Origin of the sequence: Vibrio coralliirubri (assembly GCF_024347375.1) — a bacterium.
In the GTDB taxonomy this organism is placed as follows: Bacteria; Pseudomonadota; Gammaproteobacteria; order Enterobacterales; family Vibrionaceae; genus Vibrio; species Vibrio coralliirubri.
This window is the reverse complement of the sequence record NZ_AP025470.1, coordinates 665,285-689,263: the sequence shown is the minus strand read 5'-3', so window position 1 is coordinate 689,263 and position 23,979 is coordinate 665,285. Positions and strand designations below refer to the sequence as shown.

Genomic DNA, 23,979 nt, shown 5'->3' with positions numbered 1-23,979 from the left:
CCTTTACTACAAACTTACCATATTACAATTAAATCAGATGGTTAGGAAATTAAACCAAGTAGCTAAACCGCCGCTTCAACGCCCTTCTTACGCTTTGCTAATCGGCCAAAAATACCGACTAACATCACGATGCCACACACACCGTAAACCTGCATGATGGTTGGATCATCAGAGACAAAGCCCACATCAGAGAACATCACGTAAGCACCTAATACCATGTAGAGAATGATAGCCGAAGCCTCGAAACGGAACGCCCAAGGTGTCACATCAATATTCTCATTGACTGGCATCACGTACTCAGATTCACGCGGCATAAAGTGACCAATAATGAACATTAAAGCAGTACATACCACAAACAGAATCGCTAATTGATGTAGGAAGTGAATCGGTGTTTTGAACACCAACTGCATTGCTGCGTAAGAGCTAACAAACACCACCAACGCCACTTTCGCCGCTACAGCTGGTACACGTTTAGATATATAACCGACAAACACGATAGTGAAAATTGGCACACTGAAGAAGCCCGCCACCATTTGTAGATATTGGAAAAGACCTTCTGGTGCGTACATGATGAATGGTGCGATACATACCGAGATAATCGCAATCACGACACCAAAAATACGCCCTTTACCCACTAGCTCTTCGTCTGTTTTACCTTGTCCAAATAGCGGCTTATACACGTTCAATGCAAACAGAGTCGTTGAGCTGTTCAACACACCATTAAAGGTACTCAAAATCGCACCAAACATCACCGCAACGAAAAAACCCACCAGCGGCTTAGGCAAAACTTCATTAACTAATCGGGTGTACATGGTGTCTGGATTACCGGCATCAGCACCAAACATATGGAAAGCGATGATGCCTGGAATGATCAAGAACAGTGGAGAGATAACCTTAATCGCACCAGCAAGGATGACCCCTTTCTGACCTTCTTTCAGGTTCTTAGCACCTAATGCGCGTTGAATGATGGATTGGTCAGTACCCCAGTAATACAAGTTCACCAATAGTAGACCAGTAAACAATGTCGAGAACGGCAGTGGATCGCTTTCTGTACCCACAGATTGAAGCTTCTCTGGCGCGGCATAAAGCAGAATATCTAAGCCAGCACCAAAGCTACCTTCGCCCAGTACCATCAAACCAAACACAGGGATCATCATACCGCCGACAATCAAGCCTACACCATTAATGGTATCTGCAATCACAACCGCCTTTAGGCCACCATAAATCGCGTAAAAGAAGCCAAGTAGACCAATCGTCGCCGAAATAAGTGCAATTGAGCTAAACTCTGAAATATTCAGCAGAGCCTGAACATCGAAGATTTCACCCAAAACAACGGCGCCCGCGTAAAGTGTGGTTGGCAAAATATTGATCACGTATTGGCACAAGAAAAGTAACGTCACAAACTTCTTCACCGACATGTCGTAGCGGCTCTCTAAGAAGTCGGGAATGGTGGTGATGCCTTGTTTCAAATAACGAGGTACCAACATTAAAGCGATGATCACCAAGGTGACACCAGACGCCACTTCCCACCCCATGACACTCATGTTGTGGGTATAAGATTGTGCGCTCATGCCCACGAAACTGGTTGCGCTCAAGTTCGTTAAGATAAGTGAGCTAGCAATTAAGCCACCGGTTAAGCTTCTTCCGCCAAGAAAGAAGCCATCTTGTGAGGTGTTTTTGTCATTTTTTACTTTGTTGTAGGTAAACGCGACTACAAACCCAGTAAATAACAAAAATGACAGCAGAACGGTAATAGACATTTTGTTTTCCTTAAGTTGAGTTATTGCGGCAGCAATACCTCGCTGCCGATTATAATTTTTATATTTAGATTTTTATTTGTAGGGGTACTCAGAGTCAGAGATTCACATCTTTTTTAGATGCACAATCAAGGCAGACTCTGGGTCGAGAATAGGTAAGGTCAATCCAATCTCTTTGAGGTTATCGCCGCTTAAAGTCAGCGTTTTATCTAACCATTGAGGGCGTTGCTTCATGAGTTGGAAACTGGTTTGTGGCATCTCCACTAACTTCACTTGATACAGCGCACTGTCTTCCACGCAGCTAATACGAAGTGGTGATGGCAGAGCGTATTCAGGCATGGCCAACTGACACACGGTGATCAGCATTTCATCATCATTCTGCACCCCATAGATGTTCTGGTTTTTGTCCGCAGGATCCATGCGGAAGCTGCGGCCTGAGTGCAAAATATGACGGAACTGCTTGTGCAGCGAGATGTAGTGAGAGAAAGCTTGTTTCTCTTGTTGCGACTCTTTAACCGGATCAAGCTCAACGCCCATATGCCCCATCAAAGCGGTGACACCACGCATATTGATACTGTGACGACGATTGGTTGAGTGACACTCAGCAGGGCCAATGTGCGCGCCCATAACTTCTGGTGGGAAGAAGTAACTCATGCCTTTTTGAATGGCTTGGCGCTCCAATGCATCGTTACAATCGGATGCCCAGAATCGATGTGTTCTCTTAAGGATTTCAAAATCAATACGACCACCGCCTGATGAGCAAGATTCAATCTCGACCTTAGGGTGTGCTTGATTCAGTTGATCAACGAGACGATACAAGGCTTGAGTTTGACCATGTACCGCAGCACGACCTTGGTGGCCCGGCTGAACTAATTCACGGTTCATATCCCACTTTAAATAGCCGATATTATACGTAGTCAGAAGCGCATCAAGGCGAGAGAACAGATAGTCAAAGCACGCTTCATTCTGCAAGTCTAAAACATACTGCCAACGACCAGAGGGTTGATGATAACCTTGTAAACCTAGGACCCAATCAGGGTGGTTACGGTATAGGTTTGAGTCTTGGCTGACCATCTCAGGTTCAACCCACAACCCGAACTCCATCCCCTGTTGGTTAACGTGTTCAATCACAGGTTCTAAGCCATTGGGGTATTTCACTTCATCGAGATACCAATCGCCTAAGGCCGTTCGTTCACCATCGCGACCAATAAACCAACCATCATCAATAATGAATCGTTCAACACCCATCGCGCCGGCTTCGGTTGCCATTTGCATGATGTATTCCGGTTTATGGTCAAAGTAGATCCCCTCCCAAGTATTCAAGTGCACTGGGCAAGATTTATCGGTAGGGAATTGAATAATGTTGTCACGAACAAACTGCTGAAAGCGTTGAGCAATACCGTTCAAACCAGAATTGCTGTAACAGCCGTAGATCCAAGGTGTCTGGTAAGCTACCTCTGGTTCTAGAATCGATTCACCCGCTAGCAATAACTCTCCCGCTTGAACAAAACGGCGGCCATCACTGCGGACATCAGCACGCATTTGGTGGTTACCACTCCAACCTAAATGGAAGCCCCACACCAAACCGTTCTGCTCTGAGAAACCTTGCGTTCCTGCAAACATGCCAGGGAAGTTTTCATGTGAAGTACGGCCGCGACGGTTCTCTTGCATGAAGCCACCGTGTTCAAAACGCTGACGTTGCGTTTGGAACTCATGACACCAACGACCATGGAACGTCATCAATTCATTGGCATGGTTTGGCAGCGGCAACGTTGATGACAGCTTATTCAAATAGTATTTACTGTCCCCTTTGTTGGTTACTGTGACGCGCTTTTGAACCACATCAGATTCGTAATCCAGTTTAATTTCGACCGTCAATTCAAGCTTAGACACGGTGTCTTCTAGAAAAAAAGTGGCTTGCTGATTCTGAGCTTCCACTCGGACGGTGTTAAAAACGGGAGCCCAATCAAAACCATCACGATGCCCTTCTATTCCCGGCGCATTAAAATGACCGCTACCCAATTCAGGACAAAGAGAAAGCGGTACATCGACATCAAGGCGTGCTTGAGAGATCGGTCTCTCGGTTGATAATAAAAGATCTTCATCAATACTGGCGATCTTTGCGCCCCAGTGAAGAACCTCTGGAGTACGGCCCGATTTGATGATCAAACTGTGGTTTTTACTTGTTAGATGAATAAATTCGCTCATAGCCAATCTCACATTGTTTTCGTAAACATAAACTAAGATTAATAGTGAACTTGAAGACTGAATTTAGTACTAAAATGGCTAAATAACGTGATCTAAAAATACTTATTCGTTACTAAAATTTGCACAAGATCGACTGTTTTCGGAAACATATTTAATGTTTCAAATGACATTTTTTTGAAAGGGAGCAGAGTTTCATTTCGCTAAATTGGATAAGCTCATCGAACGACGGGAATATTCGATGGACGGTGTGATGAGTGTAACTTTTAAAGATGTGGCGAAGCTGGCTGGCGTATCGACTCAAACAGTATCAAGGGTGACGAACGGCTCGCAAGATGTCGCAGAATCCACTCGAAACAAAGTGAATGCTGCGATAAAGAAGCTTGGATATGTGCCAAATAAAGGTGCTCAAATGCTCAGCCGTTCCAAGTCCACCAGCATAGGGTTAGTAACTCTCGATATGGCCTTACACGGCGCCGCAATGATCGCCAATGGTGTGCGAATGCAGGCTCACGATATGGGGTATGGCACCGCTTTTTCTGTGGTATCAGAACCAAATCTCACCAACACCCGCGAAGCCATTCGTGAACTGATCGCCCAACAGGTCGACAGCATCATTCTCAATGTGCCTTTAAAGAGTGCAGACGCCGAATTGCTGGTAGAACAATATCAACACTTAAACCTCATCTTCATTGATGTCCCTTCTAACAGCCAAGTTAACTATATATGCGGCGATCATGCCGAGGGCGCAAAGCTGGCGGCTCAACATCTTATTGAAAATGGTCGCAGTAAATACTTGTTGATCAGCGGGCCTAATGAGTCCAGTGCCTCACAAATCCGTCTTCAGAGTTGGTTAGCCGCGTTATCAGATGCAAACTGTCAGGTACAGTTTCAACATCAAGGAAACTGGCAAGCAGAAAGTGGCTACCTTGGCGTTCGAGACGCCGTTGCGAAACAAATCCAATTTGATGCAGTGTTGGTTGCCAGTGATCAAATGGCATTAGGGGTTTTACGCGCACTGCAAGAATTGCAAATACCAGTACCGGACAAGGTTGCGGTCGTGGGTTTTGATGGCATAGAAGACAGCGCATTCTTCAATCCGCCTCTTACAACCATCAAACAAGATTTCACAAGAATAGGCCAGCAAGCGGTGAGACTTGCAGAGAAGCTCAACGCCAATTCGCAAGATGCCTTGTTACAACATCATATTGAAACCACACTGCTTGCGAGAGAAAGTAGCCAATCTAAGGTGACTGCCAATTATGAAAAACAAGAGATCGAAAAACTGCTGAAGAAGATTCAGAGCCTGCTACCAGAATCCAACTGAAAGAAAAAAGCGCTAGGGGGAGCTAGCGCTTTTAAGACCAACTAAGTCCGTTTAGCCTGGTAGATTTTTAAGCTATATCATGAGGATATAACCAATTTTTTTACTTGGGTAAATCAAAAAGCCTATTCTTTACGACTGCTTTGAGTCGTAAATTAAGTATAGTCGGGTTCTTATAATAAACCGTATTTTTCTAAAATTAATTCATATGAATTTGACGATTAACCGACACAATAAGCTATTCGGAAATCACAGATGAGATCGCATTAGTAATCAACTTTCTAAGTAGTTTATTTTTATCATCTAAATGCTTTGCCTTTCGATAAACAAGCTGGATATCAAAATCTGGAACATCAATTGGTGGCTTCACAGCTAGTAAGGTTTCTTCACTATCCATATCCTTGCGCGCGACTAGCTTGGGGACAATACACAATAGTTCTCTGCCACGAATGAGCCGCTTAACAGTTAAAAAGTTACTGGAAGATATCGCGACTTTCCGGCTTAAACCTAGTTCACCTAAACGAGTGTCCACTCCCGTCTTTATAGCCCCTGCCGGAGAAACGAGCGCGTGCTCGACAGCAACAAATTGTTCTAGCGACATCGGCTCCTCAATAGTTAGAACCGATTGATCAAGTAAACAAACATGTTGCTCCGTGTATAAATGCTTTGTTCGATATTGCTTTGGTACCTCACCAAAGCTGCCTATCGTCATATCAAGCTTGGCATCGTCAAAGACTTGCTGGTAGTTACTCCGGTTTACATTGAACAACGCTACTTGGGAATAAGGAGAGGATTGCTTAATCAGGTCAAACAATATTGGAGCGAACATCTGCTCGGCATAATCAGTGAGACCAATCTTCCAAGTCCCTTTATAAGTCTCTGCATCAAACGATTTAGATAACAGAACTTCAGACTGGATGGTATTCAGTAGCGCGTCCACGGTACTTGATAGTTCAATGGCTCGGTCGGTTGCCTCCATCTTGCTGCCCACACGCTCAAACAAAGGGTCATCAAACAACTTTCGTAGCCTTTGTAAGCTATGGCTCATCGCAGATTGGCTGATATAACAACGCTCAGCAGCCTTACTCACGCTATTCGTTTTATACAAAGCCTGCAGTGCAATCAACAAGTTAAGGTCGATCCCTTTCCAATTAAAATCAGCCATGCCAAACAACCCATTTCATTCATAGTTATAATTAAAACAATTAATTTGAATCATAGTTCAACTCCACCTAAATTACGCTAAACATTTATCTGGAATCGATCATGCTTTCAATTTTTAAAACCTTTTTCTGGCTTGGCTGGATTAGCTTTGGTGGACCAGCAGCACACATTGGCTACTTCCGTAAAACCTTTGTTGAAAAACTGAATTGGTTGTCCGACGAAGAGTACGGGCAGATTGTCGCTCTTAGTCAATTCCTACCGGGCCCAGGCTCAAGTCAGGTTGGCTTTGCGGTTGGCTACAAGAAAGGTGGACTAACAGGTGCTATTGCTGCATTTGTCGGCTTCACTTCCCCATCTGTGATTCTGATGCTGATATTGGCGTTAGTCAGCAACCAACTATTGGAAGCACCACTTTTCAATTCAATCATTCACGGGCTTAAGTTATTAGCGGTAGTGGTTGTGGCTGATGCTACCCTTGGTATGTACAAGAACTTTTGCCAATCGAAGATAGCAACCGCCTTATGTGTGATTACCGCGATTGTTCTGCTACTGATTCCAGGCATCTGGCCTCAAATCTTGGTACTTCTATTTGCCGCAATCATTGGCAGCAAGTTTTTGACCTCACAAGAAATCAAAACGGTTCCATCAACACATAAGATATCTATAACACCGCTCGTGATTTTTGTTGCTTTGCTGGTTGGTCTGCCTCTATTCAGTGCTTACTCTCAAGGTATTGAAGTGTTTGGCCTGTTCTACCAAGCAGGTAGCTTAGTATTCGGTGGCGGCCACGTGGTACTTCCGTTGCTACAAAATGGTATTGGTGACCAACTGTCTCAAGATGCCTTCCTAACAGGTTATGCAGCAGCGCAAGCAGTACCAGGGCCTATGTTTACACTTGCGACTTACTTAGGTTATGTGTTGATGCCATCGGCACCGATCACAGGCGCACTACTCGCAACGATTGCGGTGTTCTTACCGGGCTTCTTATTACTATTAGGTGTGTTGAAAAACTGGCAGGCAATTGCAAGCAAGCCTCTGGTAGCTGGTGCGCTTACGGGTGTAAATGCAGCGGTTGTCGGTCTATTACTTGCGGCTCTGTATCAACCGATCTTCACAAGCGCAGTAAGCAGCGGCATAGACTTCGCTTTGATCATTGTTGGCGTGTGGTTATTAAAAACCGTGAAGTTACCTATTGTAGGGCTTGTCGGATTATTCATGGTCTTTGGCGCAATGACAGGTTTAGCAGTCTAAAAGATTTATAGTAAGAAGTGGGCGAGTCGCTTGCTTCTTACTTCTTTTCAGAACTAGAATCAGGCTTAATCCCGTGAAAATTGAAGAATAAATTGCAGTCAATAAGAGGCACAAAACTCATCGGCCAAAATGATTTTTTATGTTCAGGAAGATAGTACCTTAAGAACGCAATTAGATTATTACATGGATTTACATGCTCTCTTGCCATTATATAATCGTAATTCCAACCTTTTGCCAGACCTTGCTTCCTCGTCGTACAGTACCGACCAATCTTCCATGCTATTCCAGGATCAGTAGGAATCAGAATCGAAAGAGTCCCTCCGGGCTTTAACACTCTTAACCACTCTTTGATAACTAAATGGGGCTCATACAAATGTTCCAATATATGAGTTGCAATCACTCGATCAAAGCTATTATTTTCAAAGTTTAATTGCCTAGCATTGGTCACATCGAAAGTAAGTTTATCGTAAGAGTTGATATGATTGAGCTGCTTTTGGGCCAACTCAAGCGCCGCCGCATCACCATCACTTACAATATATTCATCAAAAGTGTGCTTAACATGCAGTAAATGTTCACCCGTTCCGGATCCCACTTCTAACACTCTCGAAAAGTGTTCACTTTCACCAAATGGCTTTTCGCACGCTACATGGCCAGCTCTCATCACATAACCCGTTGTATTTCCGCTGTAAACCCGCTCATCATATTCGTCACTGAATCGAGATAAATAGTTGAGCCATTCTTTATCTTCGTCCTTGCTTATTCTCATACCTGAACCCTATTTTGATAGCTTGTGATCGTGACTTCTTAATATTGAGAGAATTCTCATCTCTCTTCTACCTCGTGACACGTTGTCGAGTATCAAGCCACAAAAGAAAGACATCACCGCAATAAGTGCAATTGAGCTAGACAGAATAGCAGTAGGTACTCTTTCAACTAACCCTGTATCGATAAAATCTAGGATAACGGGAATCCCTAATCCTAATGAAATAAAACAAAGCAACACTGACAACACACCGAAGAAAAACATCGGCTTTACGTCTCTTAATAAGAACAAAATAAAGTTAAGGATTTTAATACCATCACTCAATGTATTCAGCTTGCTAGCAGTGCCTTCAGGTCTTGAATGATACTTAGTTGGAACTTCTTTGATTGACATATTATGGTGCAACGCGTGTACGGTTAATTCCGTTTCAATTTGAAAGCCATCACTAAAAATTGGAACTGTTTTAACAAACCTACGACTCATAACTCGATAGCCCGAAAATACATCACTCAATTGAGCGCCGAACCCTCGGTTGATAAGTGTCGAGAACATCTTATTACCGAAAATATGTCCTTTGGGGTAAGCCCCTGAAGAACGCTCTCGGCTACCGATGATCATATCGAGCTGTTCAGTTACGAGCTGATCGATCAATGTGGGGCATATTGACGCATCGTAGGTATCGTCACCATCTGCCATAATGTAAATGTCAGCATCAATATCCGAAAACATCCTCCTCACAACTTCGCCTTTACCTTGACGAGATTCATGACGAACAATGGCACCAGCCTGTAACGCCTCCTTGACCGTCCCATCAGTAGAATTATTGTCGTACACATAAATAGTTGCGCTGGGTAAAGCTAATTGAAAATCAGCCACAGTTTTTCCAACAGCCCCAGCTTCGTTAAAGCACGGGAGTAACACAGCAATGGTTTGTTCTTTCATGTACTCCCCCTAACTCGAAATACTCGGTAACCGCTTTCGATGTTGTCGTGCACAACCTCCAACCAAGTCGGTGTATCTGAGCTGTATAGTTTATTGATTAGTGCCTCCTCACCAGCTGAGTCCTTTAAAATCAACAAATGTGGATCATTGCCAACAACAATAATATCTATGTTTTTAGCTATGATTTTCTTTTCAGCTAAGCTGAGATCTTCCTCTAGCATCACCTCAATAAGAAACTGATTCCCGACAATATTTCGATGGTAAGGAGCGGCAATAATACGGTTAGTCGTTTTTGCCAATACCGGAGCCCCTGTTTCTATTCCAGACAGGATAGTGTGCGAATTTATATCGTTATCTTTTAAAACCTTATAGATGCTCAAAGGCTCTTCCTCTTCATCAAGAGTAGTTGTAATTTCTTCGGTTGGCGACAAAGCGAGAATGACAAACGCTACCGCTAGTGGTGCTCCAGAAATAATAACCGTCGCTTTTATGATGGAGGAACGGATGTAATCTGCTAACTGAAGAATCACATATGCTTGCAGGGGAGCCGCTAGTACAAAACACAACCTCATGACTCTAATCTGCCAAAAGATCGCAAGGGCTAAATTGAACATAAAGATGAGATACAAAATTGTGCAGTGGTGGTTTTTACGCTTAAAAAATGGATACAAAGTGGCAGGAATCACGAGCAAAGCGTAATTCTCTATCGAGAAAAAACCATGACTTGCGACATATCTAACGACCGATTTCGCTTCTGTCACTTGGTCTAACCAATACACTTTAAGTATAGGAGGGTAATCAATTAACAACGCACTGCTGAGTGATGGATAAAGCACTGCCACTGGGATTAAAAATAAAACAGCAAGAAATACGAACAGAAAAACCTTTTGCAGCTGGCTTTTATCTTCACTCATTAATCGATGATAAACATTAACGAAAAGCCAACCACAGAAGAACAGGATGATGAGAGCAAATGATATTTCGTCGTACTTAAAAACAAAAAACTCATCGTAAGGCCGATTTAATAAAACCGCACAAACCCCAAACAGAGCAGAACTCGCATACAGCTTAGAGATATAACCAAACCACTCATGGCGAACAAGACCGTAATACACGGTGTAAATCGTGAAGAAAATCATAAATAACAATACATTGTCTAACCCTGTCCACAAAGATAAAGACAACAAGATTGCTTGAGCATAAACACGCCATGATTGGCACAATTGGTTGTGATTTAACGGCGTCGAGGCTAAAAACAAGACAGCGAAGATAAGCTGAATATTATGATGATCAATAGAACCGGGTAAAAAATGGATAATTGAAGGCGAAGAAATCGCAAACATCATGCTAATAAAGCGATACTTGGCACCAAAAAGGTGGTCAGCTAAGTAAAAGCATGACAGTGAAAAAAGCAGCAAGTAAAGCAGGGGGACAAGAGAGATGGATATTGTATAAGCAAGGTTATCATCAACGATAAACAATAGTGGAAAGGCAACAAGCGACAGAACGAGATCAGGCAAACGAGACCAATGAATAACAATGCCATCAGCGGCATTAAAATTATTCATTGGTTCTAGGTACCAATGACCAGTTGCCATCCAATCCTGAAATTGAACAAAACGCATATAGTCGTCATTGTCATTCAGATTAAGAGCTAAAACACTCTCCCACTTGTAAATAAATATCACTGCGGCACAAACTAGCCAAATTAAAGAGATGACAATAATATCTTTATTAAAACTCTCACTTTTAGGCGACATGAATATCCTTTTCATTGAGCCAAATTCTAAATGACTATTGCTCCATTTCTCTCACTTCCGCTAGTGCTCTGTTTAAGTTTTCATTCGCTATTCTGTAATACGATGGTTTCTTATCGATAGCTTGTTGAAGGTAAGGAACAGCCTGATCTGGCTTACCTTGTAATATTAGGAAATACCCAACATTATTCAATGCTTCAGGCGTATCCATATGTCGCATAAACATATTAGTGGCTTTCTTAACATCACCTGAGGCTAGATAAATGAGTGCCAGATTATTTTGGGCCTTCTCGTTATTTGGCTCTAACTCTAAAGCTGAACGCGTGTACTGATACGCTTCTTTGTAATTGCCGTACATGTAATGTGAATAGCCCATGTTCAATAGAGCCTTGAATGAGTTTTTGTCTATCTGTAATGATTTCTTAAAATACTCTTGAGCTATCTGATGTTTTCCATCAACATCTTCCAACACACCAATACCCATATACGCTGACGCTGGAGACATATTGTCAACCTTTAAGCTAGCTACTTCAGTTTGGTTCAACGCTTGGTAGTTTTTTGTCGTTTCACTACTTTTCAAGCGAACTTGGTCTGCGTTTATCGCTTTAAAAAAGTAGCTTCGACCTTCATCGGTCCGGCGCTGTTTTGTATATAAGATCCCCAACTCTTCCAATACCTCAGTATGTGCTGGGTTGAAATCCAAGGCAGCTAGGTACGCTTTCTCGGAAAGCGCATAATTACCACGAGACGAATGAATTTTTCCTATCGTAAACAAGGTTTTGTCGTGAAACTCCTGTTCAGGGAAAGACAGAGATCGGATGTACTCATAAAGCGCTAAATCTATATTATTATCTCTAAGCGCAATATCACCACGCATTATTGCTTCTTTTTCATTTAGCGGTGGATCATCGCTAGTTAATGTATCGATCGGCTTTCCAGAGTACAATTCTGCGTCAAATTGATTGGTTGGTTCATCAGAGGAAGCGCAACCAAGTAGCAAAAATGGCAATAGTAATAAAACAAATTTATTTAAAAAAATCATAAGCTTGCTCCCGGCGCACTCAATGCGTCCATTACGATAAGTAGCCCAGGGCCAAGTGCGACAATGAAAAAACAAGGCCAAATAAATATCAACATAGGAAATAACATTTTGGTCGGTATTTTTGCTGCTATCTCCTCGGCAGCTTGCTGCCGTTTATCTCGAAAATCTTCAGTATAATCACGAAGCGTTTGCGCTAAGCTACCGCCCATTCTCGATGCATGGGAAAGCAAAGAAACCAATCCTTCCAGTTCGACTAAACCGGTTCGCTCGATAAGCTGTCTAAGAGCATCAGGCATGGTTACACCTGCTTGGATTTTTGCAAATACAGTCTCGAGTTCATCGGCGAGATCAGGTTGGGAGACATAGAGTTCAGATGCAACACGTCCAAGAGCCGCATTAAAACCAAGTCCTGATTCAGTACAGACAACGAGAAGATCAAGAGCATCAGGAACACCGTTTCTAATTTTTTTCTGGCGCTCTTTTTGTAATTTACTCAGAATAATATTGGGCGTGAATGTTCCGAGGAAAACACAAGTCATGATAAGTAGATTATTGTACTCCCCACCCAACGATATGTAATAAACCATAAAAGCAGCGACGATGCCTATTAAGCTAGATAAAACCTTCAATGCATAAAAAACTGATAACGAGCTCTTCTCATGGAACCCGGCATGCATCAACTTTTCCGAGTAAGTTTCATTATCTTTTTTATTGCCTTTACTTATAAAAGGGCTTAATGATTCTAACGTATTGGAGAAATCGTATGGTTTTCGGCCAGTCGGTGCCCCGTCTTCTGATATCTGTCTCAGTTTCTTGTCCAAAGGTGAACGAGCTCCTAAAAATAGAAATCCAAGCGTTAGTGTTAACAAGACTGTTGTAAGCAAAATCATCGCATAGATAATGGCCTGAGAGCTGAATCCAAACTCTTCTAACATCTGCTTCCAGACTTCAATATTTAATAATTCCATAAGTTAAATCTCTATACTGATGATCTTTTTAATCCATAAGGCTCCGATCGCCAAAAGAACAATACCGACACTGACCATCGATAGACCGCGAGGATCTTTGTAGAGTGGCTCGATATATTCAGGACTGGCTACCTTCAAAGCAAAAAATAAACCAAAAGGGGATAAGGTTAAGATCCATGCTGATAGACGACTTTCAGCAGAGAGCGTTTTTACTTTCCTTTCTAACTTAAAGCGGGCTCTTAGTACTTCAGATACCTTTTGCAGGTTCTCTGATAGATTCCCCCCAGTCTCTTTTTGTAGCATTACTGCACTAGAAAAAGCCAACATTGATAAGGTGGGAACTCGCTCTGCCATCTGCAAAATAGCTAAACGTAAGTCATAACCGTAGTTAAGTAAGTTGTAGGTATTTTTAAACTCAGCACCGATAGGTTCAGGAAGTTCTTCGCCAACTTCATTAAATGATTGAACAAGCGGTTGCCCTGCTTGTAGTGCTCGTCGGATAATATCTAAAGCCTCTGGAAGTTGCTCTTCGAATCGAGCCATTCTATAAGCCACTCGATTTTGTACATACAGATAAGATATAACCCAAACAGAAATGAATGCTACTAAACTAATAAACCATTCTTGATTGGTCATTATTGATATCAATGTGAGCAAGACACCACAAAGAGAAACAATAAGTAAAAATCGGCTCAATGCTAATTTAAAACCAGCTAATTCCAACATTTTTTTTAAGCCAGCAAAGTATGGAATAACTATTAACTTACGGTCTATAGGAGATAATTCTTTGTTATAATGTTCTTTTAACAAAGATAGACTCTCTTCATCGATATTACGTTGCGTCTCCTTCAAACGCCGAGACAACTCTTTATGCTTCGCTTTTTTCCCTGCAGCAGGTAATAACAAAGCTTGAGAGATAAAAAGCACCGCAATGAATAACAGACCTAATGAAACGCTTACATTATCCATAACCTCTCCTTAACCGTGAGTCTCAGTAAAGAGCTCGAAAGGCAGGTCGAGTCCACGTTTGACTAACTGGTCATGATATTGAGGAACGACCCCCGTTGCTGTGTAATAGCCGATAATATTGCCATCTTCATCAATACCTTGACGTTGGAAACGGAAAATTTCCGACATCGTAATCACCTCACCTTCCATACCATTGATCTCTTGGATGCTCACCATACGACGCTTACCATCTTCTTGTCGTTCCATCTGTACGACGAGGTGGATAGCCGAAGCTATTTGAGCTCGTAAGTTTTTGGTTGATATGTTCCACCCAGCCATCGAGAACATGTTTTCGACACGACTCAAGGCATCACGGGGGGTATTAGCGTGAATAGTAGCAAGAGATCCATCATGGCCCGTGTTCATTGCAGCCAGCATATCAACCGCTTCGCTACCACGAACCTCACCAACCACGATTCGGTCGGGGCGCATACGCAGGGTATTTTTTACGAGTTCTCGCTGGCTGATTTCGCCTTTACCTTCTAGGTTTGCTGGGCGAGTTTCCAATCGAATAACATGAGGTTGTTGAAGTTGAAGCTCCGCAGAATCCTCAATGGTAATGATTCGTTGATCACGTGGAATAAAGCCAGAGAATATGTTTAACGTGGTGGTTTTTCCTGAACCTGTACCACCTGAAATCAATATATTGAGCTCGCCTTTTACTGCAGCTTCAACAAACTTAGCCATTTGGGGTGAAACTGAATTGTAGTCAATAAGGTTATCCATCGTTAAACGATCCACAGCAAAACGGCGGATAGAAACAGAAGGGCCATCAAGTGCGAGAGGAGGGATAATAGCGTTCACACGTGAGCCATCAACTAAGCGCGCATCTACCATAGGTGATGATTCATCGATGCGGCGGCCAACCTGGCTGACGATACGGTCGATAATGTTTCTTAGATGGCGATCATCAAGAAAAGTATAGGGCGTTTTTTCGAGTTTACCTCTTCGCTCCACGTAAACGCTCTTAGGGCCGTTGACCAATATATCTGACACGGTTTGATCGGCTAATAAGGGCTCTAACGGACCAAGACCAAAAACCTCATCTTCAATCTGCTTGATGACCCTTTTTCGACCTTCTGCACTTAAAGCATGGCTACCATCTTCAGCCATCAACTGTACGATAGCTTCGTGCAAATCTAACTTAGCACGCTCTTTCTCCAAACTCGAGAGTAACCCTAAGTCCAATGTCTCAAGCAACTGCTTATGAAAGAAGTGTTTGATTGATAATTCTTGCTCCAATACTTTTCGAGCCTCATCAATTGCCTTCTCTTTTTCAACGCTCGCATCTGTCTTTCTAGAGTGACTAGAAGTAGCAACACTTGATAAACGCTCGACAGGATTGGCATCTTCTGAATCATGCGGAATCTGTTCTACTTTTTTTTCAAACTCTGGATTTACATTTTTTCGTTTAAAGAACATCACAATCCCTCGTGTTTACTTTTCATCAACCCACTATGAAAACAACTTTTTTAACCAACCTTTCTCTTCTTGTTCAGGTGGTGAAAGAACGTGAGACAAGTCGATGATAGAGCGAGTAATAGAGCTTTTCTTTCTCGATTGAACTAACGGCTGTCCCAAGTTGGCACTCTCAAGCGCAACTTTAAAATCATTGGGCATAAGATGTATATCGTGATCGCCCACCGCTTGCTCAATATCTTTTAACTTAATTGAATGTCGCTTTTCATAACGATTAAGAATGACCTCTATTGAATCACTTTGTAAGCCGTATTCAAATTTCAGAGATTTAATTAAACGACTTGTGTTCTTTACTGATACTAAGCTTTGTTGCAAAACCAAAAGCACTTTAGTTGCTGGTGATATAGCGGACGCAAACACATGGTCGAGCCCTCTAGAAAGGTCAATGATCACGTAGGGATAAAAGCGACGTAATATCGGAAGCAGTCGACCTATTTTTTGAGCCTGCTCGAAATCATCAGCGTTATTTTCATGTTTAAAGCTTAGAACATGGAGGCCTGATTCGTGTTTATTAACCAAAGATCCCAGAGATATTTCATCCAGGTCATTCGAGCTATTAATCGCATCAGAAACACTATAAGTGGGTACTATGTTCAAGTAGTCTGGAATCACACCAAACTGAAGATCGATATCGAGTAAAAGAACTTCATTGGGGTGTTGAGTGGCCATCTCTATAGCGGTATTTAACGCCAAGGTAGTTGCCCCCATCCCTCCCTTGGTGTTCAAAAACAAGATAAATTCTCCATAACTGGAGTTTTCAAGCTTTTCGGAAGCCGTTTTCTTAAGCAGAGGGAGTAAGTCTGAAATAGTGACATTATGAGATAAGAAATCTGAGGCTCCTAAGCGAAGCGCAATTTTTAATGACCCATTATCACTTTCATCACCAAGCACAACTAAAGACAAGTCCTTGTCTTCCAAAGACAAATCATACCCTTGCAACTCAACCATTTTTTGCGCCCAATTCCCATTAGCTTCAACGAAAATAAGCTCTGGGACATCTGCACTTTTTAGGTATTCCTCACTCATTGCCGCAAGAGAAAAAGAGGTCACATGAACATTTCGACATTTTTTTAGTTCTTGACTCATATGCGAATGAAAGCCGTCAGTACTGTAGACTAACCAAACCTTTAGATTCGTTCTTAAACGCGTAATATCATTGTCGTTTCCATTAGGCGTTAATTGAATTGCTTCCCCCATACATTTATCTCCTTTAAACAACCGTTTATGGGCATCGATTCCATATGTTAGTGCTAGTTTCAGTTTCAGGCCTCACCACACCCAAACTTTCTGCTGGTAGTATTGTTTCAAACGCAGGGGCGGCTAGAAATCCACTATTTCCTAAAAAGCTTAGGTTATTGATTAGCTGAATGCCATAACCCGTAGCCCTAGCACGCACAAATTTAATATCACCAAAGTTCGCTTCAAAATCAGAAGCAATCTCTACCCCGCTCGCGTCTAAGTAAGCCACTTCTAAGTTCGTATTAGTAAATCCAACAAGAGGAATATCATCCACCACCATTCCCGCAATATTATCTCTATCAAGGACGTAGCATACCGTCGCTAACCTAGCAGCCTTCCTAGTCGCCTCACTGACCATTTGCAGCGAAAATATATAGGCACCCAACGCTAAAATGAGAAAGAGCAGTAGAAAAATTAATGATGAGACCAAAGTGAACTCAATAATGGCAAGCCCTTTGGTTCGTCTTTTAAGCCTTTTCATCACAATACCCTCATCACTGAAGTCACACTTAACGGAATAGAAAAACTTGTGGCGGATAAAGGAATAGACAAAAACAGCGGCACATAGTCATATGTCACGCTGACTCGCACATAGCTGTCAATAGAGGGTGGTGTTACCGTTACATCTGATGTCGTCAATGTAGATAGTACTGCCGTCCCCACGCTGCTCTGACCGTAAACCACCACATTTTGAATCTCCAATGTTGGTGCAATAGTGCCACCTTTAGTATCGTAAACCTCACTAACAGCATATCGTGCGCCATTTTGCACAGATTTAGAGATAACATTGTAGTGAATCAGAACATTGCCAAGCTCGATCACCAAACCCAAAAAAAACAGTAACACGGGGGTCGCAATGACCATCTCTACAGCAGCAAAACCACGTTGATGTTTATTAGATAGTGTCATAATTACGACTCCCCGCTATCAGGATCCTTATACAAAACAATCCTGTAAGCCCCTTCGGTTGTCGACTGATTACTACCAGAGCCACCAGTGACACTGCAAGAATGTATAAACTCACCAAAAACGGCGGGTGTACCTGCGTTACTGGTCGGTGCTTTTTGCAGCAAGAAAAAGCAGCCAATTTTATTCACTGTAAATTCCGTAGCACCGCCACTTTTACCTGAGCAATCCACCATAGGTATAGGTAAAATTCTGCGCCAAGCAACACCATTAGATGCGCACCCAGAACCGCCACTTGCTATACAAGCATTAGTATCTAACTTATATTGAGCGTAATCGTAGCTCTCATCGAAAGTTATCTCTCCGGTATTGGCGTCAATCGTTATTTCATTGGTAGGTTCTGTGGTCACATAATCAGAAGGGTAATCGGATGCTGATAAGCCACCGCCATAATCACCAAAACGAGTATTCAAACCATCACCTGTCGGGCCAACCGTGCCACCTGGTTTGGTTGTGATATCTTCACCAATTTTAACTGGCTGATCATAACTACCACCTAAGCCTTCTTTGATTGTTTTACCACCGGAACCAAAGTCCAACAGGTGGTAATTACCATTGCCCATTTCAGATAAGCTATTATCTCCCACCTTCAAGGCATGAACCGTCCCGACTTCATATCCAAATACATTAACTATCTCTTCTCCTGTCACATCGTGATAACCATCTTCAGGATCAATATCGTTATCCGAAGTGCCATCACCAATACAAACACCAATAGGTACAACGTTGTTTACAACTTCTTGCCCAGAGCTAGGCCCAGCAACGGCACTTGCCGATACTTCCTTATCAAGGCCAAACAGTTGAATGAAAAATTCATCCATCTCTAGTGCATCTACGCGAACTCGCACATAAACATCATCATTTGTACCGAACGTCGCCGTACCTGTAAAATCCTGTGGATCATTCGAATAATCAATGCTGATAGAAGCGGTCGAGAAATCAATTTCTTGGTTCCCTGTTGAAGCCGCCATGGCATTGAGTGCCGTACCGACTTCCACGTCTACAGCGTCTTTATCTTTGCTGTTGTCTAATATGGTTGCGGCAGCCAACGCTGCAGAATCAACTGCATTTTGTAAGCGCGTTTTATTCACGACCATATGGTTTATGTCTACAGCTAACGCTGAGACAGCTAGAAAAACTAACAAGGCAGCGGTAATCATCACCGCAACTAAGCCTTGTTGTTTTTTAGGGCTTTGTGATACTCGATACAACATATGAGTACCTCCAGATTTAGTTAAAATCTTCTAAGATCTGGCTACTACTTCCGGACAGATCATTTTCACCTCTGCCAACATATCTGTCGTAACCAGTCTGCATCCGCTCCCCTGTACCATCAGGTACTTCGAGTAAATTCTCTTGGGTCGCATTAGGGTTATACGTTTGCTCTGTTTTCACTAGTGCTACCGAGTGCCCTAAACGAGCATCGTTCGCACAGCCAACCAATAACATTGTGAGAAAGATCATCATTATTTTAGTCATATCTATCCCCTTATAAATCATGCCCAAATGAGCCTTCGCTACCACCATCGGTCGGTGATATATCCTGTGAAGCTTGAGATTGTTCTGAATCAGATTCAGACGGTTCAGCGATGTAAGCGCTTCGGCCTAACAAGTAATATTCCAAATCATTAGGATCAACAAAGGCATCAGTTGGTAACGTCACTTTCGTTCGGTCAATAGGTTTAGCGAGTCGAGGAGTAACAAGAATAACGAGCTCTGTTTCACCAGATACATACTCTTGGCTATTGAAAAGCTGACCTAAAATCGGCACATCGCCAAAGCCTGGCATCTTGTTACTGATGTCCCTAACATTCTCACTCAACAACCCCGCAATACCGATGGTTTGACCGTCGGCTAACTCAAGCGTCGACGATGCACTTCTTCGGGTAATAGGAGGGATAAAGTAAGTCGCATTGGTGGTACCAGGATCAATCGTTAACGAGCTACTATTGGCAATCTCACTCACATCAACCGCTAAGTTTAGGTTGATTTTTTTGTCACTGAGTACCGTCGGGATGAACTTTAAACCTACACCATATTCTTTATATTCAATGGTAATACCATCTTCATCAGGCACTGGAATTGGAAACTCACCACCAGCTAAAAACTCAGCCTTAGAACCACTTAATGCAGTTAAGTTCGGTTCAGCCAACACCTTAGCAACCCCGTTTTGTTTTGCTACGTCCAGTGCGAAAGTAAACAATGTATTACTATCAATGAAAGAACCTAAAATGCCGTAATCAGTAGAGGTTGGAATATTGAAAATAGGGGTTGCACCTAACACACCAGCAGGGACTGAAGACGCCCCCCAAGAAAAGTCAGATCCACTGGTTTGGAAGAAATGGAAGTTCGCATCAAACTTTCTTACCAAGCTTCTTTGAACCTCAGCAACCGTCACCTCTAACATCACCTGCTGAGCCCCGCCAATAGACATCAAATTAATAACACCTGTCGCTGCAGCTTGTTCACTTCCACTTTCTTTTGATGCGTCAGCAGCCTGCCCTGACGAATAGGTTTCTGCGATTCGCATCGCCACATTCATTTGTTGTTGGTTACTGACCTGACCGCTCAATAATAGACGGTTCTGCGCACTGTGCACTTCGATAGTTTCATCAGGAAGGAACTCATATAATTTAGCTTTAAGGCTATTAAGATCATGAGTAACCTCAATGTTAATAGACTCAATTAACCGACCTCGAGAGTCCCAAGCCATTAGGTTTGTCGCACCTAATTTTTTACCAATTAAAAACACTTCATTTGATTTTAAAATTACAATATCTAAAACTTCAGGATCACCAAGAGAAACCTTCGCCGCTTTTCCCGACAGCACGACATGCGTAGATTTATGATGTGGAACCGTGACTGTTTTTCCCGTTTGTAACGCCGCTACACTGGCCGTCGAAATACAAATCAGGCTCAAAACACACGCAATTAATATTCTCATATTTCACCTCAATCCTTGACGCGCACATTAGATGTTTCTGTACCTTTGATAATGGTGACACTCGGTCTAGGCACATATCGACGAACCACTTTTTTCTCAACTTCATGTGGGTTTCTCAAAGTCAGCTGAATATCGCCTTTGCTTTTAGCCGTGAGAAGCTTCTCTGCCTCTTTCGGCGTCATCTCAAGTGTTACCGCTCGTACAATAATCGGACTGTTTTCTTTCGTTTTAGCCGTTTGGTCGACAGCCAAAACCTTAATGTCTTTTAATACTGTTTGAGTCGCTGCAGAATTTTTCCCGTAAGAAACCGTATTAAGAATATCAACCTTGTTACCCGGTAATAAGAAACCCGCCACACCAATAACATCATCAACACGTATCGTTACCGCACGTTTATTTTCAGGGATAAGAGCTGCAAGCGTTGACCCTTCTCCTGGTACAGTAAATCGTAACTTGTGAAGGACCTCTCCCGCATAGACAGTATTCGCAACAACCTTGCCAATAAGCTCTGCTTTATCCGAATAGTTATTTTCATTAATCCAATCAACTTCCATCAATCTGGTGGTTAAAAACTGATCCTCGATAATAGTTCCGGCTTCAATTTCTTGTGATGCGACAACAACGGGGTGACGCTCGACCGTTTCAACTTCAACGGTTGGCTGAACTTGATCATCCATCCACTGCTTAGCAAAAAATACAGCCGCTAAGCCGAATACTACGGACAGTAAAAACAGTAGGAAAACTTGACTCTTATTCATTATTCTCTTCCTCGTGTCCATCAGAGGTAAAATAAACTTCCCATGCCATGGAAAGAATATCGAATGTGATAACAGGTGGGAGTTGCTCAAACGAAAGAATGTCTTTGCTTATACCAACGAGATCTTTCGGTAAACATGGGAAAAGTGGCACTTTTAGAAGCGTGTGCATTTGAGACAAACGCTCAAAAAACCCGTCTTGAAGCTCTACCTCTTTATCAGCAACGACACTCATCCATAAAGCTTCATAATCTCGCTGATTAAGTGGCTTGAATTCAATCTTGTAACCCAAACGACGTAAAAAGGCAGGATCGCTTATTTTCTTGGGGTTTAGATTGGTAGAAAAGGCAAGAGTTAATACAAATGGCATCGTTATCTGCTGACCATTAGGCAGCGACAAATAGTCGAATGAGTACTCCATCGGTACAATCCAACGGTTAAGAAGCGCATCCACCGGCATGGGCTGACGACCAAGGTCATCAATGATAAAGATCCCATTATTTGCCATCATTTGAACTGGGGCTAACCAGACACGACTATTCTCTGAATGATTAACTTCAAGCATATCCATAGTTAGTTCTCCCCCAACCTGAATATTAGGCCTTTCACAATTAAGCCAACGCTTGTCGTACTGATCTTTGAGGGAAATGCTTTGATCGCTGCCGTTACTATCCAACGGTTTATGATGTTGCGCCGAGAACACCTTGATAATGTTACCTAATGCATAGACTGCATAAGGAATAAATACAGAGGTGTGCAAAGCATTCACAATACGGCTCGCGACAAAGGTTTTACCAGTACCAGCGTGCCCATATAACAACAGAGCACGTCCAGAATTGATTGCAGGCCCTAATACTGAAATCATTTTATCGACACCATACACATCATCCAGAGCAGCTTCGACATGTGGCCGAGTCACTAACTCTGCTCTCAGGTCTTGCTGTTTGACTACATCACTGTATTGGTCAAGTGAAACTGGCGCGGGCCCTAAATAAGCATCACGTTTAAAGGCAAGATCAGCTTCTTCCAGTCCTTTCTCAGAAAGAGAATAACGGACATGACTATGGGAGACTGATGAAAGAGAAAGGTCTGAGGTAGGTTGAAACACCTCAATTAATGACTTCTTCCTCAAAACGGCTAGAGCACTTTCCACTATATGGGTAACAACACACAAATAATTAGAAAGCTCTAACACATCCGATTTAGGATAAGCAGACAAATGCTTGAGTACGAGGTTTTCAATAACAACTTCAGGAACACCCAACATATCAAGAGATGTCGGAACGGTAGGGGCTGAAATTTGAGGCTTCAAAGTTGTTGGAGCAGTACGCCCTATAATATCCATATATTATTCCTCTCCACAAAGCTAACCAACAACAGGTTTAAGTAAAGTAGCTATACATCGCTAATCCCATTACAACAGAGGGTGCAAAAGGCATCGTCACCTTATTTGAATACCTAGCGTGCAAGCTAGCACTTTCATTTAATACTGGTGCTACCCCACCAAGCATAATTAGCTTATTTTCAAAATAGCCTTTGATACTAAGACTGTTCGAGTTGGAAAAGTTATATAGCAGGTAGAAAGTCCCGATCACTCCAGAAGAAAGTAAGATAAAGTACGATGCATCAAGTAGTTGTCCCCACCCGAGATACATCCCCACAATACCTAATAGCTTCACATCTCCTGCCGACATAGCTCTTAAAAAGTATAAGAGTAATCCAAAACAAAAAAACACCACAAATCCAACGAAGGACATAAAAAAAACATCAAAGGTATAATTGCCGTCAAACATTGATAAAAAGTAAACAAACAAAAAGAAAATCAATATTTTGTTCGGTATACGATGTTTCTCAACATCGTATACCGAAACTGCAATTAGCAATGCCCAAAAAGCTGAAGGCTCATTAATCATATACTCTATTTATACACTCGATATAATGCTCTGAAACTTACTGAGCAAAGCCGTTGCCATTCCAGAGAAAACTAGTCCAACAGCAAGAACCAGTGAGGCTGCGCCAATCACATACTCAACCGTTGTTAACCCCGATTGTCGTTTCAGTCTATTGTTATTCATAACTCAACCACTAACCAACATTGGCAACAATAGCGTTTAATTTATTTGCTAGAGTATTCCCTAAACCAGAAAATACGGTTGTCAAACCTAATACCAATAAAGCTGCACCGATTACATACTCGATTACAGTCAACCCTTCTTCATCTTTCATGAATTCTTTACAATTATTCAAAAACTTATCCATGATAACCTCTCCTTGATTTGTGTATCAGGCTTTGTTTACCTGTAAACTAAATCTAGAGGTGAGTCACACATTCGGTTAGGATTTTCTTGCCATTTACTTGCACTTTTTTGTGGTACTTCTAATCTAATTATTATGCAGCTTAATTTATCTATTTTT

At 42.3% G+C, this 23,979-nt stretch carries 23 protein-coding genes; 2 read left to right on the top strand and 21 right to left on the bottom strand.

Annotated elements, in window-relative coordinates:
- Positions 1–62: 62 nt before the first annotated feature.
- Both OCV20_RS03375 and OCV20_RS03370 read right to left on the bottom strand, forming a co-directional pair.
- Entirely contained in the window at positions 63–1,760 is a 1,698-nt protein-coding gene (locus OCV20_RS03375; RefSeq protein WP_086775607.1) for a solute:sodium symporter family transporter, read from the bottom strand.
- Between the two features lie 102 nt (positions 1,761–1,862).
- Positions 1,863–3,965, bottom strand: a complete 2,103-nt coding sequence (locus tag OCV20_RS03370) for an alpha-galactosidase (protein ID WP_086775608.1) — start codon at positions 3,963–3,965, stop codon at positions 1,863–1,865.
- A 250-nt stretch (positions 3,966–4,215) separates the two neighbouring features.
- Here OCV20_RS03370 and OCV20_RS03365 point away from each other — a divergent pair, with 250 nt between their 5' ends.
- Complete coding sequence (locus OCV20_RS03365) at positions 4,216–5,289, top strand: LacI family DNA-binding transcriptional regulator (protein ID WP_086775618.1); 1,074 nt, start codon at positions 4,216–4,218, stop codon at positions 5,287–5,289.
- Positions 5,290–5,524: 235 nt separating this feature from the next.
- On the opposite strand, the gene OCV20_RS03360 is transcribed toward OCV20_RS03365, so the two are convergent.
- Entirely contained in the window at positions 5,525–6,451 is a 927-nt protein-coding gene (locus OCV20_RS03360) for a LysR family transcriptional regulator (RefSeq protein ID WP_086775609.1), read from the bottom strand.
- A gap of 101 nt (positions 6,452–6,552) precedes the next feature.
- Here OCV20_RS03360 and chrA point away from each other — a divergent pair, with 101 nt between their 5' ends.
- Entirely contained in the window at positions 6,553–7,701 is a 1,149-nt protein-coding gene (gene chrA / locus OCV20_RS03355; RefSeq protein ID WP_086775610.1) for a chromate efflux transporter, read from the top strand.
- A gap of 37 nt (positions 7,702–7,738) precedes the next feature.
- Here chrA and OCV20_RS03350 read toward each other — a convergent pair whose 3' ends face one another.
- From OCV20_RS03350 to OCV20_RS03265, 18 genes are read right to left on the bottom strand one after another with little or no spacing between them, the layout of a single operon-like run.
- On the bottom strand, positions 7,739–8,467 hold the full coding sequence (locus tag OCV20_RS03350) for a class I SAM-dependent methyltransferase (RefSeq protein ID WP_052878868.1): 729 nt from the start codon (positions 8,465–8,467) through the stop codon (positions 7,739–7,741).
- A gap of 9 nt (positions 8,468–8,476) precedes the next feature.
- The gene (locus tag OCV20_RS03345) at positions 8,477–9,406 is read right to left on the bottom strand and encodes a glycosyltransferase family 2 protein (protein WP_050652455.1); all 930 of its coding nucleotides are present in this window, start codon (positions 9,404–9,406) and stop codon (positions 8,477–8,479) included.
- Positions 9,403–11,166: a hypothetical protein gene (locus tag OCV20_RS03340; protein WP_086775619.1), complete on the bottom strand. Its 1,764-nt coding sequence runs from the start codon at positions 11,164–11,166 to the stop codon at positions 9,403–9,405. Before OCV20_RS03340 ends, OCV20_RS03345 begins: the two co-directional genes overlap by 4 nt.
- 34 nt (positions 11,167–11,200) lie before the next feature.
- Positions 11,201–12,205: a tetratricopeptide repeat protein gene (locus OCV20_RS03335; RefSeq protein ID WP_050652456.1), complete on the bottom strand. Its 1,005-nt coding sequence runs from the start codon at positions 12,203–12,205 to the stop codon at positions 11,201–11,203.
- Positions 12,202–13,173, bottom strand: coding sequence for a type II secretion system F family protein (locus OCV20_RS03330; protein ID WP_048612277.1), 972 nt, complete (start codon positions 13,171–13,173; stop codon positions 12,202–12,204). The genes OCV20_RS03335 and OCV20_RS03330 overlap by 4 nt, the downstream gene beginning before the upstream one ends.
- 3 nt (positions 13,174–13,176) lie before the next feature.
- The gene (locus OCV20_RS03325) at positions 13,177–14,142 is read right to left on the bottom strand and encodes a type II secretion system F family protein (protein ID WP_086775611.1); all 966 of its coding nucleotides are present in this window, start codon (positions 14,140–14,142) and stop codon (positions 13,177–13,179) included.
- A 9-nt stretch (positions 14,143–14,151) separates the two neighbouring features.
- Entirely contained in the window at positions 14,152–15,603 is a 1,452-nt protein-coding gene (locus OCV20_RS03320; protein WP_086775612.1) for a TadA family conjugal transfer-associated ATPase, read from the bottom strand.
- 33 nt (positions 15,604–15,636) lie between these two features.
- A complete protein-coding gene (locus OCV20_RS03315) occupies positions 15,637–16,857 on the bottom strand; it encodes an AAA family ATPase (protein WP_048612280.1) in 1,221 nt (406 codons plus the stop codon).
- 25 nt (positions 16,858–16,882) lie between these two features.
- A complete protein-coding gene (locus OCV20_RS03310; RefSeq protein ID WP_414503116.1) occupies positions 16,883–17,380 on the bottom strand; it encodes a TadE/TadG family type IV pilus assembly protein in 498 nt (165 codons plus the stop codon).
- Positions 17,380–17,808, bottom strand: coding sequence for a TadE/TadG family type IV pilus assembly protein (locus OCV20_RS03305; protein WP_048615566.1), 429 nt, complete (start codon positions 17,806–17,808; stop codon positions 17,380–17,382). The genes OCV20_RS03310 and OCV20_RS03305 overlap by 1 nt, the downstream gene beginning before the upstream one ends.
- 2 nt (positions 17,809–17,810) lie before the next feature.
- Positions 17,811–19,079 (bottom strand): TadE/TadG family type IV pilus assembly protein, encoded by a 1,269-nt coding sequence (locus tag OCV20_RS03300; protein WP_086775614.1) that lies wholly within the window; start codon positions 19,077–19,079, stop codon positions 17,811–17,813.
- Positions 19,080–19,095: 16 nt separating this feature from the next.
- A complete protein-coding gene (locus tag OCV20_RS03295) occupies positions 19,096–19,392 on the bottom strand; it encodes a hypothetical protein (protein ID WP_170930205.1) in 297 nt (98 codons plus the stop codon).
- A complete protein-coding gene (locus OCV20_RS03290) occupies positions 19,355–20,809 on the bottom strand; it encodes a type II and III secretion system protein family protein (RefSeq protein ID WP_048605622.1) in 1,455 nt (484 codons plus the stop codon). Before OCV20_RS03290 ends, OCV20_RS03295 begins: the two co-directional genes overlap by 38 nt.
- Before the next feature lie 8 nt (positions 20,810–20,817).
- Complete coding sequence (cpaB, locus tag OCV20_RS03285; protein ID WP_048605624.1) at positions 20,818–21,567, bottom strand: Flp pilus assembly protein CpaB; 750 nt, start codon at positions 21,565–21,567, stop codon at positions 20,818–20,820.
- A complete protein-coding gene (locus tag OCV20_RS03280; RefSeq protein WP_086775615.1) occupies positions 21,560–22,909 on the bottom strand; it encodes a P-loop NTPase family protein in 1,350 nt (449 codons plus the stop codon). Before OCV20_RS03280 ends, cpaB begins: the two co-directional genes overlap by 8 nt.
- A gap of 37 nt (positions 22,910–22,946) precedes the next feature.
- A complete protein-coding gene (locus OCV20_RS03275; protein WP_048612288.1) occupies positions 22,947–23,477 on the bottom strand; it encodes a prepilin peptidase in 531 nt (176 codons plus the stop codon).
- Between the two features lie 9 nt (positions 23,478–23,486).
- Positions 23,487–23,639: a hypothetical protein gene (locus OCV20_RS03270; RefSeq protein ID WP_167542291.1), complete on the bottom strand. Its 153-nt coding sequence runs from the start codon at positions 23,637–23,639 to the stop codon at positions 23,487–23,489.
- 10 nt (positions 23,640–23,649) lie between these two features.
- Positions 23,650–23,823, bottom strand: coding sequence for a Flp family type IVb pilin (locus OCV20_RS03265; RefSeq protein WP_048612289.1), 174 nt, complete (start codon positions 23,821–23,823; stop codon positions 23,650–23,652).
- Positions 23,824–23,979: the final 156 nt, after the last annotated feature.